The sequence below is a fragment of the Hymenobacter miniatus genome (assembly GCF_016427455.1).
In the GTDB taxonomy this organism is placed as follows: Bacteria; Bacteroidota; Bacteroidia; order Cytophagales; family Hymenobacteraceae; genus Hymenobacter; species Hymenobacter armeniacus.
Genome location: NZ_JAELXR010000002.1, coordinates 124157 through 139819, shown reverse-complemented (window position 1 = coordinate 139819; position 15663 = coordinate 124157). Strand labels below are relative to the sequence as shown.

The 15663-nt window shown below is 63.5% G+C and carries 13 protein-coding genes; 8 read left to right on the top strand and 5 right to left on the bottom strand.

The features are described 5' to 3' along the window. Nucleotides 1-42 precede the first annotated feature (42 nt). The 3 genes from JAO73_RS03715 (at nt 43) to JAO73_RS03705 (ending at nt 3543) form a co-directional block, all read left to right on the top strand. The gene (locus JAO73_RS03715; protein WP_198975821.1) at nt 43-1734 is read left to right on the top strand and encodes a hypothetical protein; all 1692 of its coding nucleotides are present in this window, start codon (nt 43-45) and stop codon (nt 1732-1734) included. A gap of 5 nt (nt 1735-1739) precedes the next feature. Then, a complete protein-coding gene (locus JAO73_RS03710) occupies nt 1740-2984 on the top strand; it encodes a radical SAM protein (protein WP_198975820.1) in 1245 nt (414 codons plus the stop codon). 319 nt (nt 2985-3303) lie between these two features. Continuing rightward, nucleotides 3304-3543: a hypothetical protein gene (locus tag JAO73_RS03705; RefSeq protein ID WP_198975819.1), complete on the top strand. Its 240-nt coding sequence runs from the start codon at nt 3304-3306 to the stop codon at nt 3541-3543. A gap of 155 nt (nt 3544-3698) precedes the next feature. Here the strand turns inward: JAO73_RS03705 and JAO73_RS03700 are convergent, their stop codons facing one another. Further along, entirely contained in the window at nt 3699-4742 is a 1044-nt protein-coding gene (locus JAO73_RS03700; RefSeq protein WP_198975818.1) for an SDR family NAD(P)-dependent oxidoreductase, read from the bottom strand. 188 nt (nt 4743-4930) lie between these two features. Here JAO73_RS03700 and JAO73_RS03695 point away from each other — a divergent pair, with 188 nt between their 5' ends. Then, nucleotides 4931-5452: a hypothetical protein gene (locus tag JAO73_RS03695; RefSeq protein ID WP_198975817.1), complete on the top strand. Its 522-nt coding sequence runs from the start codon at nt 4931-4933 to the stop codon at nt 5450-5452. A gap of 172 nt (nt 5453-5624) precedes the next feature. After that, a complete protein-coding gene (locus JAO73_RS03690) occupies nt 5625-6662 on the top strand; it encodes a bile acid:sodium symporter family protein (RefSeq protein WP_198975816.1) in 1038 nt (345 codons plus the stop codon). A gap of 70 nt (nt 6663-6732) precedes the next feature. On the opposite strand, the gene JAO73_RS03685 is transcribed toward JAO73_RS03690, so the two are convergent. Further along, complete coding sequence (locus JAO73_RS03685; RefSeq protein WP_198975815.1) at nt 6733-7446, bottom strand: dienelactone hydrolase family protein; 714 nt, start codon at nt 7444-7446, stop codon at nt 6733-6735. A 135-nt stretch (nt 7447-7581) separates the two neighbouring features. On the opposite strand from JAO73_RS03685, the gene JAO73_RS03680 reads away from it, so the two are divergent. The 3 genes from JAO73_RS03680 to JAO73_RS03670 all read left to right on the top strand — a co-directional run bounded on the left by JAO73_RS03680 (nt 7582) and on the right by JAO73_RS03670 (nt 12644). Next, nucleotides 7582-8631 carry an LLM class flavin-dependent oxidoreductase gene (locus JAO73_RS03680; protein WP_198975814.1) on the top strand — a complete coding sequence of 350 codons (1050 nt, stop codon included), beginning with the start codon at nt 7582-7584 and terminating at the stop codon, nt 8629-8631. A gap of 228 nt (nt 8632-8859) precedes the next feature. Then, a complete protein-coding gene (locus JAO73_RS03675) occupies nt 8860-11361 on the top strand; it encodes a TonB-dependent receptor (protein ID WP_198975813.1) in 2502 nt (833 codons plus the stop codon). 20 nt (nt 11362-11381) lie between these two features. Continuing rightward, nucleotides 11382-12644, top strand: a complete 1263-nt coding sequence (locus tag JAO73_RS03670) for a PepSY-associated TM helix domain-containing protein (RefSeq protein ID WP_198975812.1) — start codon at nt 11382-11384, stop codon at nt 12642-12644. Between the two features lie 11 nt (nt 12645-12655). Here JAO73_RS03670 and JAO73_RS03665 read toward each other — a convergent pair whose 3' ends face one another. From JAO73_RS03665 to dnaB, 3 genes are read right to left on the bottom strand one after another with little or no spacing between them, the layout of a single operon-like run. After that, complete coding sequence (locus JAO73_RS03665; RefSeq protein ID WP_198975811.1) at nt 12656-13441, bottom strand: sulfite exporter TauE/SafE family protein; 786 nt, start codon at nt 13439-13441, stop codon at nt 12656-12658. After that, nucleotides 13438-13884: a hypothetical protein gene (locus tag JAO73_RS03660; RefSeq protein WP_198975810.1), complete on the bottom strand. Its 447-nt coding sequence runs from the start codon at nt 13882-13884 to the stop codon at nt 13438-13440. Before JAO73_RS03660 ends, JAO73_RS03665 begins: the two co-directional genes overlap by 4 nt. 3 nt (nt 13885-13887) lie before the next feature. Next, nucleotides 13888-15501, bottom strand: a complete 1614-nt coding sequence (dnaB, locus tag JAO73_RS03655) for a replicative DNA helicase (RefSeq protein ID WP_198975809.1) — start codon at nt 15499-15501, stop codon at nt 13888-13890. Between the last annotated feature and the right edge of the window lie 162 nt (nt 15502-15663).

Genomic DNA, 15663 nt, shown 5'->3' with positions numbered 1-15663 from the left:
TACTATTGGAGTAAATAATTTCTACTCCGCCAGTGCCCTGCTATGAAGCAACTTATTACACCTCTAGCTCATGTACCCGGGTTGCTGGGGCTGTTTCGTCTGCGGACGGTATCTGCTGTAGTTGCCTGGGTGGTGCTGGCCGCTTTCGGGCCGCTCGTGACGGGCTGCAACTATTACCGCACCAAAACCCAGCCGGCCGATAAGGAAACGGTGAACCTGCTGGCCCAGTCGAAAACCTTCGTGGTGCACCAGGGCAGCACGGAATGGGTGCTGCGGCAGCCGCATTTCAATGGTGAAGCGCTGGAAGGCACCCGCGAGTCTGCCACTGGCACGCTGGCTAAATACAGCGAGCTGCCAACCGGCCGCAAAACACCGCGCTATTTATCGAAGGATAAAAAAGTGGCGCTGAACATCGTGCACGTGTACGTCAACGACGCGCAGCCCGGAACCGGCGACCAGGTGAGTATTCCGTTTTCGGCCATCAAGCAGATTGATTTGGTGGAGAAGGACTCGGGCCGCACCACCGCCTCCTATGTGCTGGGCACGCTGGGCGTCACGGCTGGGGTGTTTGCGCTGCTGCTGGTCATTGTGGCCCTCACCAAAAGCTCGTGCCCCTTTGTGTACGCCTTCGACGGCCAGACCTACCATTTCGAAGGCGAGGCCTACGGCGGGGCCATTTTTGCCCCGGCCGAGCGCGACGACTACCTGCCGGTGCCCGCCCTGCAGCCCAAAGGCAACCAGTACCGACTCAAAATCAGCAACGAGCTCAAGGAGCGTCAGTACACCAACCTAGCCGAGCTGTGGGTGGCCCAGCACCCGGCCGGCACGCAGGTGCTGCTCGACCAGCGCGGCCAGGTGCAAACCCTCACGGCCCCGCAGCCGGCCACGCAGGCCCGCACCCTGGGCGGCCACGACTGCACCGCCCAGCTGCAAGCCGCCGACCATAGCGTGGAGTTGTTCAGCGAAGACCTGCCCGGCCACGCCCCCAACGAAGTGGTGCTGACCTTCGCCAAGCCCGCCGCGGCGCGCCACGGCAAGCTGGTGTTGCGCGCCCAGAACTCGTTGTGGCTCGATTACCTCTACGGCCGGTTCATCGAGAAATTTGGCGCGGCCTACAACGGCTGGGCGGCCCAGCAGAAAACCCAGCCCGCCGCCGTCAACCGGCAGTGGGCCCTCGACCAGCACATTCCGCTGCAGGTGTACGTGGAGGCCGGCCAGGGCTGGCAGCTGGCCGAAACCATCCCCACCGTGGGCCCGCTGGCCGCGCGCGACGTGGTGGTGCCGCTCGATTTTCCCGCTTCGGCCGCCGGCACGGTGCGGGTGAAGCTGGCCTGCGGCTTCATGTTTTGGGAGGTCGATTACGCCGCCCTCGACTGCAGCCCCAATGCGCCCGTGCAGCTCGACAACTGCCACCTGCAAAGCGCCCGCACCGAGCGCGGCGACGACGCCCGCGCCGCCCTGCGCGCCGCGGACACCCTGCGCCTCAAGCAGCTGCACGCCGGCACCGTGGTCGACCTCACCTACGAAACCCGGCTGCCCGCGCCGGCCGCCGGTATGCGCCGCACGGCGTTTCTGCACACCCGCGGCTACTACGAGCACGTGCGCGAGTTCAGCGGCCTGCCCAAGCTCACCGAGCTGTACGCCTTCAAAAAGCCGGGCCGCTTCGTGGCGTTTTCCAAGGAAGAATACCGCCGCGCCAGTCAGCAATTTGCCCCCGCCATCGCCCAACGCTAGTGCCCATGGAAGCCACGCTCATCACCGACCTGCCCTTTCTCGACGCCGCTGCCACCGAGGCGCCGGTGGTCACGCCCACGTTGCCGCCCGCCGTCATCGCCTCGCGGCTGCAGCGGGCCTGGGCCACGGCCCTGTTTTACCTCACCGATGCGCGCCTGCTCTGGCGGTTTATGCGCTCGGGAGCCCGCATGCAGCTGGCCAAGACGCACATTGAGGAGCTCAAGCATGCCTACTACGGCGCGCTGCAGGTGAAAAAAGTGGCCCACGTCGACGGCCGCTATTTCCGCGAATACTTCGCGCCCGGCATGCCCAGCCCGGCCTACGACACCTACATAGCCTCTACGGTGAACCGGCTGGTGCCCTTCCGCGGCGACGCCGACACGCTGAATCTGGTGTTCCTGGCCATCACCAAAAAGTGCCCGCTGGCCTGCGAGCATTGCTTTGAGTGGGATGCGCTCAATCAGAAAGAAGTGCTTTCGCGGGCCGACATCCAGGACATGGTGGCCCAGTTTCAGGCCCGGCACGTGACGCAGATTTTCTTCAGCGGCGGCGAGCCCATGCTGCGCGTCAACGACTTGGTGGCCGTGGTGGAAGCCGCTCGGCCCGGCACCGATTTCTGGGTGTTCACCTCAGGCTTCAACTTCACCCGCGACAACGCCCAGCGCCTGAAGCGCGCCGGCTTCACGGGCGTCAGCATCAGCCTCGACCACCACGAGCCGGCCCAGCACAACGCCTTCCGCGGCTCGCCCGATGCCTACGCCAACGCCGTGCAGGCCGCGGCCCACGCCCACGCAGCCGGCCTGGTGGTAAACCTCTCGCTGTGCGTCACGCAGGACTTCACCACCCCGGCCAACCTCCTGGCTTACGCCGCTCTGGCCCGGCAGCTGGGCGTCACCTTCATTCAGATACTGGAGCCGCGGGCCGTGGGGCACTATGCCGGCCAAGCCGTGGACCTGAGCCACGCCCAGGTGGCCTTGCTGGAGGAATTTTACCTGGAGATGAACTACGGCCCCGACTACCTCGACTGGCCCATGGTGCACTACTACGGCTACCACCAGCGCCGCATGGGGTGCGGCGGCGCCGCCGACCGGTTCCTGTACGTCGACACCGACGGCGACCTGCACGCTTGCCCTTTCTGCCAGAAGAAAAGCGGCAGCGCCCTGTGCAGCTCCAAAGGCGGTTCGCTCGATGCCGCGCTGGCCTCGCTCAAGACCCGCGGCTGTCACCCGTTTGCCCAGGCCAGCATGTAGAATTGGGCCGCATTTTGGCGCAAATGAGCGGCGGCGAGCAACTTTTTTTCACATTTTTTCGTCGGGGTCTCGCTTGAGTGAGCGATAAAAGGCTCTTGGTGTCAAAACCCATTGGTAATCAATGGTGTATTTGGCAAAATAGAATGCGGCCGGAAACGGGTTTAGGCTCGGGGTTTGGTCGACTCAGATGGCCAAATGGTCGAGCGGCAGGAGCGAAGCTGCAATAATTTTGGCGCCGCCGGGGTTAACCACCCAGAAGCGACCCGCTGCAGAGGTGCGCTACTAGCAGTTGAATTACCACTCTTAATTGGATTCCACGATGCTCCGCAACCTCTTTGTATTGGCCCTTCTGCTGGGCCTGTTCGCCAGCGCCGATGCTTCGGCCGCCACCGCCAAGCGCAACCCCAACCGCAAGATTGCGCCCGGCAACCACCGCCCCATCTACCGCCGCTACGGCCACCACGGCCTGTTCCACAACGGCTTCCTGGGCATCCACAGCAAGCGCCAAACCAAGATTTCGGGCGCCAAAGTGGGCGGCAAACGCCGCGGCACTCTGTAAATAGTTGGGACGTTGACGAGTAATCAACAACCGGTCACGCTGAGTGCAGCCGAAGCATCTCTCCCGCAAGAGTGATTTTCACTACTGCGGGAGAGATGCTTCGGCTGCGCTCAGCGTGACCGGTTGTTATAGGAAACAGGTTAGCTCAAAACGCCCTACACCTCGTTGTTTTTCAGCGCCGCTTTGCGGGTGAGCGTGGTGATGGGCGAACGGGTAAGCTCGGTTTCGCTCTCGAAGCCGGTGCGGCGCACGTTGGCGGCGGGGCTTTCGCCGGTGGCGGGCAGGGCGCGGTTTAGCCAGCTCAGGATGTCGGTGGTGGTGCCGGGCAGCAGGCCGTGGAACGCGGCCAGGAGCTTAGCCGGCAGCGAGAGAATGATTTCGCCGTCGCCGCGGCGGCAGGCGTTCCAAATTTGGCGGGCCGCCTGCTCGGCGCTCATCGTGATGCCGGGCAGAGAATCGGCGATGCTGAACCAGGCAAACTCCTTTTGCTGCTGCCCTTTCACCAGGGCATGGTCGGGGCTGCCGGTGCGCAGCAGGCCGGGGCACACCGTCGTCACAGTGATGCCGTGCTGGTGTAGCTCGGCCCGAAACCCTTCGGACAGGCCCACCAAGGCAAATTTGCTGGCGCTGTAGGGGGCCATGTGCGGCAGGGCCACCTTGCCGCCCAAAGAGGAAATGTTGACGATGCGGCCCTCGCCGCGGCGGCGCATGCTGGGCAGCACGGCCTGCATGGCGTGCAGCGGCGCCCAGAAATGGATGGCCATGGAGTCCTCGTAATCGCGCGAGTCCATGTTATCAAGCGGGCCACCCAGGATAATGCCGGCGTTGTTGATGAGCACGTCGATGGCGCCGAGGCGGTTTTCGACTTCGGCCACCATGGTGCGCACTTCTACCTCGTTGGTGATGTCGCGGGCCAGGGTCAGCACGTCGGCTTCGGCGGCGCCGGCGTTCAGCAAGTCCTGGCGGGCGCGGGCCAGCTCGGCCTCGTCGCGGGCGCAGATGGCCACGCGGGCTCCCTCAGCCACGGCCTGGCGGGCCAGCACGAGGCCCAGGCCGCGCGAGCCCCCGGTGATGAGCACGACGCGCCGGGTGAGGTCGTAGGAGCCGCGGCGGTTGCCCCACATCGTAGCGGCCAGGGCCGCCGCGCCGAGGCCGGCGGCCAGTAGCCAGTTCTTGGAAGTGCGCTTGTCGTTTTTCATGGGAGGTTGTATGCCAAACCGGCCCGAAAGGTTGCACGGACGAGGCCTGCGGGCCCGATTTTCGGCGGGGTCTGGCACGAAACGTGGTTGGCGGGGCGTTAAGGGCTGAAAGAGCGGGGTTTTCGGCCGATATTTACCCCGTCGCAGCCACCCGCTTTTTCTGTGATTGTGTTTCCCCCTCCGTTTTTATGAAAGTTCTGTTGCTCTCCTCGCTGCTGGCGGTGGCCGCCGCACCGGCCGTGCTGGCCCAGGCACCGGCCAGGTCCACCACCGTCAAAACCAAGACGAAGCCGGTGGGCCAGGCCAGCGTGAAATCCAAAACCACCGTGCCCGCCCGCCCGGTCCCCGATGAGCCCATGCCCGTGGCCGACGCCGCCAAGGTCGACGCCATCAGCAACGGTCTGACCACCAACATGCAGCAGAACCTCGGCCTCACGCCCCAGCAAACCGAGAAAGTGCGCGCCATCAACCGCCGCAGCGTCGACGCCGTGGAGTCGGCCCGCCTGCGCTACAAAGCCGACCCGCGCAAGCTGGCCGGCGTGGTCGAAACCGTGGGCAGCTCCCGCCTCGCGGCCATCAAAGACGTGCTCACCCCCCAGCAGTTTGCCAAGTACCAGCGCAAGCGCGAAGAGAAAATGGGCGTGCCCAACGTGCAGGGTGTGCAAGGCACCCCGCCGCCCGGCCTCGGCAGTGGCCCTGGCGACCAGTAGCCCGGCTCTATCCACATCGCCTGGCGTCCTCATCTGGCGTCCGCGCCGCGAAGGACCTTGTCTCGTTTGCCTCAATTGTGCTGGCGTGAGAAGGTCCTTCGCGTTGCGGACGCCAGATGAGGACGCCAGGCGAGATAGATGACCAAAGGCCGCCACTTGCGTATTCTTGCGCATGACGCAGCCCGTTGCCCCAGCCCCCAACCGTTTCACTGCCTTATTGTCCCGCGCCGGGCTCGACTGGTTTCTGCTCGCGCTCATTGGCGTAGTGGCCCTGGCGTACTGGCAGCCCGGCCTGGGCAGCAAAGCCAGCCCCGTGCCCTGGAAAACCATTACCACCGTGGGCGTGGCCCTCGTGTTTTTCTTCTACGGCCTGAAGCTGAGCGTGGAAAAACTGCGCGCCGGCATGCGCAACTGGCGCCTGCACCTGCTGGTGCAGCTGGCCACGTTTGCGCTGTTTCCGGCGCTGGCGCTGCTCGTCAGGCCCTTCTTCGGCAGCGCTGGCGGCGATTTGCTCTGGCAAAGCATCTTCTTTCTGTGCGCGTTGCCCAGCACCGTGTCCACGTCGGTGGTGATGGTGAGCATTGCCGGCGGCAACCTGCCGGCGGCCATTTTCAACGCCAGTATTTCCAGCCTGTTGGGCGTTTTGCTCACGCCGCTGCTCACCAGCCTGGTGCTGCACACCGGCACGGGCGGCGGCCAGCTGTGGGGCCTGGCAACGCAGCTGCTGTGGCAGGTGGTGCTGCCGGTAGGGGCGGGGGTGCTGCTCAATTCCCGCTTCCATGCCTTCGTCGACCGGCACAAGGCTGGCCTGCGCATCTTCGACCAGGTCACTATCCTGCTCATCGTCTTCACGGCCTTCTGCGATTCCTTTGCCGAAGGCATCTTCGCCCGCTACCGCGTGGCTGACATCGTCAAGCTCGGCGTGGGCATGGTGGCGCTCTACCTCGCGGTGTTTGGCATCGTCTGGGGTCTAAGCCGGGCGTTGCGCTTCTCGCGCGCCGACCAGGTGGTGGCGGTGTTCTGCGGCTCGAAAAAGTCGCTCGTGCACGGCAGCGTGATGGCCAGCCTGCTCTTTCCGGCCAGCGCCGCCACCGGCCTCATCCTGCTACCGCTGATGCTGTATCATGCTCTGCAAATCATCTTGGCCAGCAGCATGGCGCAGTACCTGGGCCGGCAGGCGGTAGCGGAGCCAGAGCGGGTCGTGGCGTAGCCGAACAAAAAGAACGTCATGCTTCGACAAGCCCAGCATGACGTCCTATCTTAATAACAAAACCCAGGCCTTACGCCCCCAGCTTCTCTTTGAAGAAGGCCAGCGTCAGAGCCCAGGCTTCGGCGGCGGCTTGCGGGTGGTAGCTCGGCCGCTCGTCGCAGTGGAAGCCGTGGTCGGCGTAGGAAATGACGGTGTTGATGTAGGGCTTGCCGGCAGCTTCCACGGCATCCGTAACGGCAGCGATGTGCTCCTTTTTGATGTGCGCATCGAGCCCGCCCCAGAAGAACAGGTGCGGCGCGTGCAGCTCGGCGGCGCGGTCTTTCAGCAAGTGGGTGCCGCCGCCGTAGTACGACACGCCGGCCGCCAGCGGCAGCACAGCGTTAGCCAGAAACGACACGCGCCCGCCCAGGCAGAAGCCGACACTGCCGATTTTAGTGGTCATCACCAGGGCCTGGCTGGTGAGCCAGGCGTGGGCGGCTTGCAGGTCGGCCGTCAGGCCCTCCACCGTGATGCCCTGAAAGTGCGGGGCGGCCACGGTGTTGAAATCGGAATAGGCAATTTCCAGCCCCGGCGCGGCCGTGCGGTGAAACAGTTCGGGGGCTATTACGGCGTAGCCGGCAGCCGCCAGGCGGTCGGCCACGCTGCGAATGTGGTGGTTCACGCCGAAAGCTTCCTGCAGGAGAATGATGCCCGGCACCGGCCCGGTGCTGCTCGGGAACGCCGCGTAGGCGTGCATTTCGGTGCCGTCGGCTACGGAGATGATGACGTTGTTCTGGTCGCTCATTAGAAAGGAATGGATAAAAGGTTGGGTGCGTAACAACCGAGCCGGCAATTGTTCATGCCGGTGCCAGCCTCAACGCCCGCGAACCGGCCGGCCCCTTGCGCGGTTCTGTACACTTATTCCTCCTGATTTCTGAATATGACCACTCCCTCCAATATTCGCCTCAACGTCCTCGACCAGTCGCCCATCCGGCCGGGCGCTACGCCCCGCCAGGCCCTGCTCGAAACCGTGGAACTGGCCCGGCTGGCCGACCGCCTCGGCTACACCCGCTTCTGGGTGAGCGAGCACCACAACACCAACACCCTGGCCGGCTCGACGCCCGAAGTCCTCATTGCCCACCTCGGCAACCACACCCAGCGCATCCGGCTGGGCTCGGGCGGCATCATGCTGCCGCACTACAGCGCCCTGAAAGTGGCCGAGAACTTCCGCATGCTCGAAAGCCTGTTTCCGGGCCGCATCGACTTGGGTATGGGCCGCGCGCCCGGCGCCGACCGCCTCACGGCCTACGCCCTCAACCCCAACAACCAGTTCAACGAGAAGGACTTCGTGGAGCAGTTGATGGACCTGCAAGCCTACCTGCGCGACGAGAAAGTGCCCGACACCATTCACGAGCGGGTGATGGCCATTCCGCAGTCGCCCACCGCGCCGGAGCTCTGGATACTGAGTTCCAGCGGCCAGAGCGGCCTGTTTGCGGCGCACCTGGGCATGGCGTTTTCCTTTGCCCAGTTCATCAATGGCAACGGCGGCCCGGCAGCCGTGCGCCAGTATCGCCAGCGGTTTCGGCCCTCGCTCGAGCTGGCCCAGCCGCTGGCCAACATGGCCGTATTCACGCTTTGCGCCGAGACGGAAGAGAAAGCCAACGAGTTTCGCAAGGCCATGGACATGCAGCTCATTCGCTTCAATCGGGGCGAATTCCGCGCGTTCCCTTCGGCCGAGGAAGTGCGCGCCTACCAGTTCACGGCCGAAGACCAAGCGCACCTGGCGCACAACCGCAACCGCGTGGTGAGCGGCACCCCCGACCAGGTGCATGACCAATTCATTCAACTGGCCGCCGAATATGAGGTAGACGAGCTGACCGCCGTCACCATCACCGCCGATTTCGAGGACCGCCGCCGCTCCTATGAGTTGCTGGCCGAAGCCTTCAACCTGACCCCTGCCAACGCCCTACAGGAAGCCGAGGCGGCCTGAGACGATTAACCCGCCGCAGCCACGCCGGCAGTAGCTGTTTGAGTATTTTAAGAAAAAGCCAGCTATATAGCTGGCTTTTTCCGTTGTTAACCAAACGGTTATGTCGTCGATTTATAGCTGAGCTTTGCCAACGGGTGGCTGGTGAATGAATTTTAGGCATTCTTTATTTGGAACAATTCTAAATAGGCTGCACCTTTGCACCGTATTTTGAATCTGTCTAAATAAGCTATGCGTTCAGCTCTTCTTCCTCTGCTCGTTGTTGGTAGCCTGTTGCCATTGGTTAGCGCCGCCCAATCGGATGCCCCGCATCACCGCCATGCCAAGCGCCACGACCAGACGGGGGAGGTAACCGGCCGCATCGAACTGGCCGATGGTCAGGCCGCCGAGCAGGTTTCGGTGCGTGTGAAGGGTACGACCGTGGGCGTCAATTCGGCGGCCGATGGCACGTTTCGCCTGCAGGCGCCGGCCGGCTGGCAGGTGCTCACGGTGACGTGCCTGGGCTGCACGCCGCAGGAAGTGACCGTGGAAGTAAAGGCCGGCCAAACCGTGGCCGCCCAGCCCGTGCGGCTGGCTCCCGGCGAGCAGCAGTTGCAGGAAGTGACCGTGCGGGGGGCCAAAAGCCTGAACCAGCGCACTCCGAGCGTGGGCAAAATGCCCATCGCGCCCCTCGACAACCCCCAGAGCACCGTCACCATCGAGCGCGAAGTGCTGGAACAGCAGCAGGCTCTGCGCCTGAGCGACGTGCTGGCCAACGTGAGCGGCGTGTACGTGATGGGTGCCACCGGGGGCACCCAGGAAGAAATTGCCAGCCGCGGCTTCGCTTATAGCAGCGCCAATACCTTCAAAAATGGGGTGCGCTTCAACAACGGCATCATGCCGGAAGTAAGCTCCCTGGAGCGCATGGAAGTGCTGAAAGGCAGCGCCGCCATTCTGTATGGTAACGTAGCCGCGGGCGGCATCCTGAACTTGGTGACCAAGAAGCCGCAGTTTGAGCGCGGCGGCTCGGTGGGGCTGCGCGTGGGCAGCTTCGGCTTCGTGAAGCCGCAGTTTGACGTGTACGGCGCCGTGGGCCAGAGCCAGAAAGTGGCTTTCCGCCTGAACGGCACATACGAGCGCGGCGACAGCTTCCGCGACGGCGTGAAGAGCAACCGAGTGTATGTCAACCCCTCGCTGCTGTTCCGCCTCACGTCCAAGACGGACCTCGTCATTGAGGGCGACTACCTGCGCGACAACCGCACGCCCGACTACGGCATCGGGGCCATCAACTACCAGATTTTCGACTCGCGCACCCGCTTCCTGAACACGGCCGACGCTACCAACGCTACCAACCAAAGCAGCGCCACGGCCACCCTCACCAGCCGCCTCACCGACACCTGGCAGGTGCGGGCCGTGGCCGGCTTCCAACGCTACGACAACGAGCTGCGTAGCGCCGCCCGGCCCACCGCCAACGTCATCAAGCCCGGCCGCAACTACGGCAACTGGCTGCGCAACCTGCAGCGCACCCAAACGGCCGAAAACTATTACCTGGCCCAAATCGACCTGACCGGCACCCTGCGCACCGGCCGCATTGGGCACGCGGTGCTGGTGGGCGCCGATGCCGACCAGTACAACACCAACGCGCTGTCGTTCATCGCGCAAGCCTACGACTCACTCAACATCCTGGACCCCAGCCGGACGCTGGGCCGCCCCAAGGGTGCGGTGAGCGGCTACGACGCCATGCGCTACAACACCCGCACGCTGGGCAACACCCGCCGCGCCGGTTTCTACGCCCAGGACCTCATCAACCTCTTCGACCACGTGAAGGTGCTGGCCGGCCTGCGCTGGAGCTATCAGGAGACCCCCACCGACGTGTACACCTACCCCGGCCTGGCGCTGCCCGCTACCAACGCCGCTACTGTGGCCGAAAACCGCCGCTACGACAACGCGTTTTCGCCGCGCCTGGGCCTGGTGTATCAGCCCATCAAAACCACTTCGCTGTTTGCGTCTTATTCGAACTCCTTTACGCCCAACTCCGGCTTCGACGAGCAGGGCGGGGCACTGGCGCCGTCGCTCATCGACCAGTACGAAGTGGGCATGAAGAACGAGCTGTTCAAAGGCGCTTTGTCGGCCAACGTGACGGGCTACCGCATCGTGAACAGCAACCAGGCCCAGGCCATTCTGCCCACCGACCCGCGCTTTGCCAGCAGCCGCGTGGCCGCCCCGCAGGAACTGGCCGGCGAAGTGACGAGCCAGGGCGTGGAAGTAGACGTGCAGAGCCGCCCCCTCAACGGCATCTCGCTCATTGCCGGCTACAGCTACAACACCACCACCTACACCAAGAGCAACATTTACGAAAACGGCAGCCGCCTGCGCTACAACCCCGCCCACACGGCCAACGCCAGCCTGTTCTACAGCTTCGCCAATGCTTTTGCCAACAACGCCACCCTGCGCGGCCTGAGCGCCGGCTTCTCGGCCTATTACGTGGGCGACCGGGTGGGCGGCCGCAACACCCGCCTGCTCGACCCCAGCACCGGCCGCCCCTGGGCTTCGGGCAGCGACGCCTTCCAGCTGATTTCGGTGCCCAACTACTTCCTGTTCGATGCCTCGCTGGGGTATTCCTACGACCGGTTTTCGATGCGCTTCAAAATGGCCAACCTGCTCAATGAGTTGAGCTACAACCTGCACGACGACAACAGCATCAACCCCATTGCCCCCCGCACCTTCTCGGCCACGCTGAGCTACAAGCTGTAATCCGCAGTAATTTGCCTGCCATGAAAAGCCCGGTCAAACGCTTCATTCGCAACATTCACCTCTACCTGGGCCTGGCTTCGGGGCTGGTCATTGTGTTCGTGTGCCTCACGGGCAGCATCCTGGCTTTTGAAAAAGAACTGGAGCAGGCCTGGCACCCGGAGCGCTACGCCGTGGCCCCGGCCACCACGCCCGCCCTGTCGCTGGCCCAGCTCACGGCCGCCGTGCAGGCCTACAAGCCCAAGGCGAAAATCGGTGGCTTCAAGGTATACGCCGACCCCGCCCGTAGCGTGGAGGTGAGCTTGGCTGGTGGCCCCGGCGGGAAGGAAGGCGGCCCCAAAGGCAACCCCTCCGGCAAGGGCAACGCCCGCGCCGAGGGCCCTGGGCCAGCCGCGGGGAAGCCCGGCGAAGGCGGCCCCGGCAAAGGCAAGGGCAAAGGCGACGGCGGCGGCCCCCGCCTCTACGTGAACCCCTACACGGGCGCCATTCTGGGCGAAATAAACCCGCGCGACAACTTCTTCCACACCGTGGAGCAGTTGCATCGCGGCCTCGTAGCCGGTAAAATTGGCAAGCTGGTGATGGGGGTGAGCGCCTCGATATTCCTGTTCATTTTGGGCACTGGCTTGGTGCTGTGGTGGCCCGCCGCCCGCAAGGCCCTCACGTCGCGCCTCACCGTGAAGTGGGGCAGCGGCTGGAAGCGTCTCAACCACGACTTCCACATCGTGCTGGGCTTTTACGCTTCGCTCTTTCTGTTCGTAATGGCGCTTACCGGCGTGGGCATGTCCTTCGATTGGGTGGGCCAAACCATCAACAGAGTTACCAACTCGCCCCTGAAGCGTCCCGAGCCGCCGGTATCCGCGGTGCCCGCCGCGGCTGGCGGGCCCACCGCCAAAGTGGGCGCCGATGCCGTGCTGGCATTGGCCCGCCAGCAGGCGCCCAATGCGGAATCTTATTCGCTGCAACTGCCCAAGGAGCCCACGGGCAGCATCCGCGTGGCCGTGTTGAGCCCCGGCGCCATCACCGAGAATGCCACCGATGAAGTGTACCTCGACCAGTATTACGGCCAGGTCATCAGCGGGCAGACGTATGCGCAGCGGCCCGTAGGCCAGCGCATCCGCGGGCTGTTCAAGCCGGTGCACACGGGCGCCATTGGGGGGCTGCCCACTAAAATCCTGGCCTTCGTGATTGCCTTGCTGGGCGCCACGTTTCCCGTCACAGGCACCATCATGTGGCTGAACCGCATTCGCAAAAAGGGCAAGAAGCAGCCGGAACTGCAAGCCGCGTAACAGTTGCTACCTCAAGCAAACGTCTCCCAGCCCAGCTTTAGGATAAACGCGCTGACGACCGCCAGAAACAGCACCCGCACGAAACCCGTGCCCTGCCGCAGGGCCAGCCGCGCGCCCACCAACGAGCCCAGCACGTTGCACACGGCCATGGGTACGGCCACGTGGAACAGCACCTGCCCGGTGGAAATGAAATAAGCCAGCCCGGCAATGTTGGTAGCCACGTTCACCACCTTGGCCGAGGCCGAGGCGGCCAGAAAATCGTAGCCAAACAGCCCCACGAAAGCAAACAGCAGCAAGCTGCCCGTGCCCGGCCCAAAAAAGCCGTCGTAGAATCCGAGGCCGGCCCCCAGCGCGACGCCCGTCCACAACTCGCGGCGGCCTTGCAGGCGTGGGGCGTGCAGGCTGCCAAAATCCTTGCGCCAGAAGGTATAGGCGGCCATGAGCACGAGCAGAGCCAGCACTAGTGGCTTCACCAGTTCCTTGTTGAGGCCGCTCACGGCGCGGGCGCCCAGCAGCGCAAAGCAGCCCGCCACCACGGCCGCCACCGCCACCGTGCGCCAGCGAATGGGCACGCCCGTCAGCCCCCGCAAATACCGAAACGCCGAGGCCGAAGTGCCCGCCAGGCTGGCCACTTTGCCGGTGCCCAGTACCGTGGGCACTGGTACCTGGGGCAGCAACAGCAGCAGCGCCGGCAACTGGATGAGGCCACCGCCGCCCACCATGCCGTCGATGAGACCGGCCAGGAAGGCGAAGAAGCTCAACAGCAGGAGGGTAACTGAGGTGATTTCCGGGGTCATGCAGAAACGGGCTGCTGCATATGCACGATGGAATAGTAAACCAGTGCCAGGAAAATTGCTAGAATACTTAAGCTGATGATTAAGGCCTTGGTGATGCTTTTGGCTGGAAAGGCGTCCCGATTCTTAACGAAGTAGCTGAAGTAAAATTCCAAGCCGAAGGCCCCCAGATAGCCAATAAAGAAAGAGCCGCCAAACCCACCTGACAAATTGGTTAAATAGGCAAAAACCACAACCGCTATGGTAAAACCAATGCCACCCAGCAGAGCATTGCTTGCCGCCAGTGGCTGACCGATATCCTTCAGGTTTTGCGAAGTCATTATTCCGCCCGCAATGGGACTGAAAATAATGGAAAACCACTTGATGGCCTGGCTAGAATACAGGGGCACTAAAGGGACGGTTTCGAGTTCTTCCGCCGCTTCGGCTGGCTCAATGTCAGGCTCCATTAATTAAAAAGGCGGGTCCTCGTGGGCGTTGAAGTTGCTTTTCGGGAAGGGCACCGGCGACTCGTTAATCTTCGAGCCCAGGCGAATGGTGTTCGGCGCGAAGGGGCTGGGCTCGCTATCGAAGTTGCTGGCGGGCAGGCCCATGGGCTGGTAGCCGCTGGGGTCGAAGCCGCCCATGCCGTCGAGGTCGGCAAACTTGGTGTACTTGCCAATAAACTTGAGCTGCACCGTTTCCAACGAGCCGTTTCGGTGCTTGGCAATGATGACTTCGCCCACGCCCTGCGTCGAATTGCCTTCGGCGTCTTGGTCGAGGCCGTAGTATTCGGGGCGGTAGAGGAAGATGACCATGTCGGCGTCCTGCTCGATGGAGCCCGATTCGCGCAGGTCACTGAGCTGCGGCTTCTTGTCGCCGCCGCGGGTTTCTACCGAGCGCGAGAGCTGCGACAGGGCCAGCACGGGCACGTTCAGCTCCTTGGCAATGCCCTTGAGGGCCCGCGAGATGCTGGCGATTTCTTGTTCGCGGTTGCCGCCGCGGCCGTCGGTGTTGCCGCTCATCAGCTGCAGGTAGTCGACGATAATCATCTGCACGTCCTTCTGCGAGCGCAGGCGGCGGCACTTGGTGCGCAGCTCCCGGATGCTCAGGCCAGGCGTGTCGTCGATGTAAATCGGGGCGGCCGAGAGGGCCGTGATTTTGTGGTTGAGCTGCTGCCACTCGTGGTCGGCGAGGCTGCCCTTTTTGATTTTTTCCGAATCCAGCTCCGCCTCAGCCGAAATCAGACGATTCACGAGCTGCAGCGAGGACATTTCCAGCGAGAAAATAGCCACCGCTTTCTTGAAATCCACGGCCGCGTTGCGCATGGCCGAAACCACGAACGCCGTCTTACCCATGCCGGGGCGAGCCGCAATAATCACCAAGTCAGAAGGTTGCCAGCCGCTCGTAACGCGGTCCAGCGCCGTGAAGCCGGTGGGCACGCCGGTGAGGCCGTCGCTCTGGTTCTTCTTCTCTTCCAGCTCCTTGATGGCCTTGCCCATCAGGCTGCGCATGTCGTCGAAGTTCTTGCGGATGTTCGATTCCGACACTTCAAACAGGGCCGATTCGGTGTCGTCGAGCAGCTTGAACACGTCGGTGGTGTCCTCGAAGGCGTCCTTTTGAATTTCGCTCGAAATCCGAATCAGCTCGCGCTTGATGGCGGTTTCGGTGATGATGCGGGCGTGGTATTCCACGTTGGCCGCCGAGTTCACTTTCAGCGTGAGGTTGGCCACGTAGAAGGGGCCGCCGCAGGCCTCGAGCTCGCCCATTTCGCGCAGCTCGTGCACCACGGTGAGCTGGTCGATGGGCTCGGATTTGTCGAACAGCCGAATCACGGCGCGGTAGATGCGCTGGTGCGCGTCCTTGTAAAAGCTCTCGGGCTTGAGCAGGTCAATCACCGAGGTGAGGGCGTCTTTTTCCAGCATCAGGGCCCCCAGCACGGCCATTTCGAGCTCGGGGGCCTGGGGCGGCAGCTTGCCAGCGGCGCTGGCGTTAAACGGGACCACCCCCGACGTTCCGCGGCTGGCCAGCGCGGCTTTGGCGCGGGCGGCGGATTGTTTCAGGCGGTCGTCCATCCGGTCTTGCATCGGTTGGTATGGGAATTAGAGCGGGAAGGGAAAAACGGGCGGCTCGATTAAAAAAAACAGCGGGCATGCCTCGTATACAAAGCTAACCCGGAAGGAGGGGAAAATGTGCAGGTGGAAAAATCGATTCTTTTGGCTATGGAATGGCCCCGGCGGCCGGGCGTT

What these genes read in the sequence shown, in the direction of transcription:
- JAO73_RS03715 (WP_198975821.1), top strand. Translation starts at nt 43, where the DNA reads ATGAAGCAACTTATTACACCTCTAGCTCATGTACCCGGGTTGCTGGGG.
- JAO73_RS03710 (WP_198975820.1), top strand. Translation starts at nt 1,740, where the DNA reads ATGGAAGCCACGCTCATCACCGACCTGCCCTTTCTCGACGCCGCTGCC.
- JAO73_RS03705 (WP_198975819.1), top strand. Translation starts at nt 3,304, where the DNA reads ATGCTCCGCAACCTCTTTGTATTGGCCCTTCTGCTGGGCCTGTTCGCC.
- JAO73_RS03700 (WP_198975818.1), bottom strand. Translation starts at nt 4,742, where the DNA reads ATGAAAAACGACAAGCGCACTTCCAAGAACTGGCTACTGGCCGCCGGC.
- JAO73_RS03695 (WP_198975817.1), top strand. Translation starts at nt 4,931, where the DNA reads ATGAAAGTTCTGTTGCTCTCCTCGCTGCTGGCGGTGGCCGCCGCACCG.
- JAO73_RS03690 (WP_198975816.1), top strand. Translation starts at nt 5,625, where the DNA reads ATGACGCAGCCCGTTGCCCCAGCCCCCAACCGTTTCACTGCCTTATTG.
- JAO73_RS03685 (WP_198975815.1), bottom strand. Translation starts at nt 7,446, where the DNA reads ATGAGCGACCAGAACAACGTCATCATCTCCGTAGCCGACGGCACCGAA.
- JAO73_RS03680 (WP_198975814.1), top strand. Translation starts at nt 7,582, where the DNA reads ATGACCACTCCCTCCAATATTCGCCTCAACGTCCTCGACCAGTCGCCC.
- JAO73_RS03675 (WP_198975813.1), top strand. Translation starts at nt 8,860, where the DNA reads ATGCGTTCAGCTCTTCTTCCTCTGCTCGTTGTTGGTAGCCTGTTGCCA.
- JAO73_RS03670 (WP_198975812.1), top strand. Translation starts at nt 11,382, where the DNA reads ATGAAAAGCCCGGTCAAACGCTTCATTCGCAACATTCACCTCTACCTG.
- JAO73_RS03665 (WP_198975811.1), bottom strand. Translation starts at nt 13,441, where the DNA reads ATGACCCCGGAAATCACCTCAGTTACCCTCCTGCTGTTGAGCTTCTTC.
- JAO73_RS03660 (WP_198975810.1), bottom strand. Translation starts at nt 13,884, where the DNA reads ATGGAGCCTGACATTGAGCCAGCCGAAGCGGCGGAAGAACTCGAAACC.
- dnaB (WP_198975809.1), bottom strand. Translation starts at nt 15,501, where the DNA reads ATGCAAGACCGGATGGACGACCGCCTGAAACAATCCGCCGCCCGCGCC.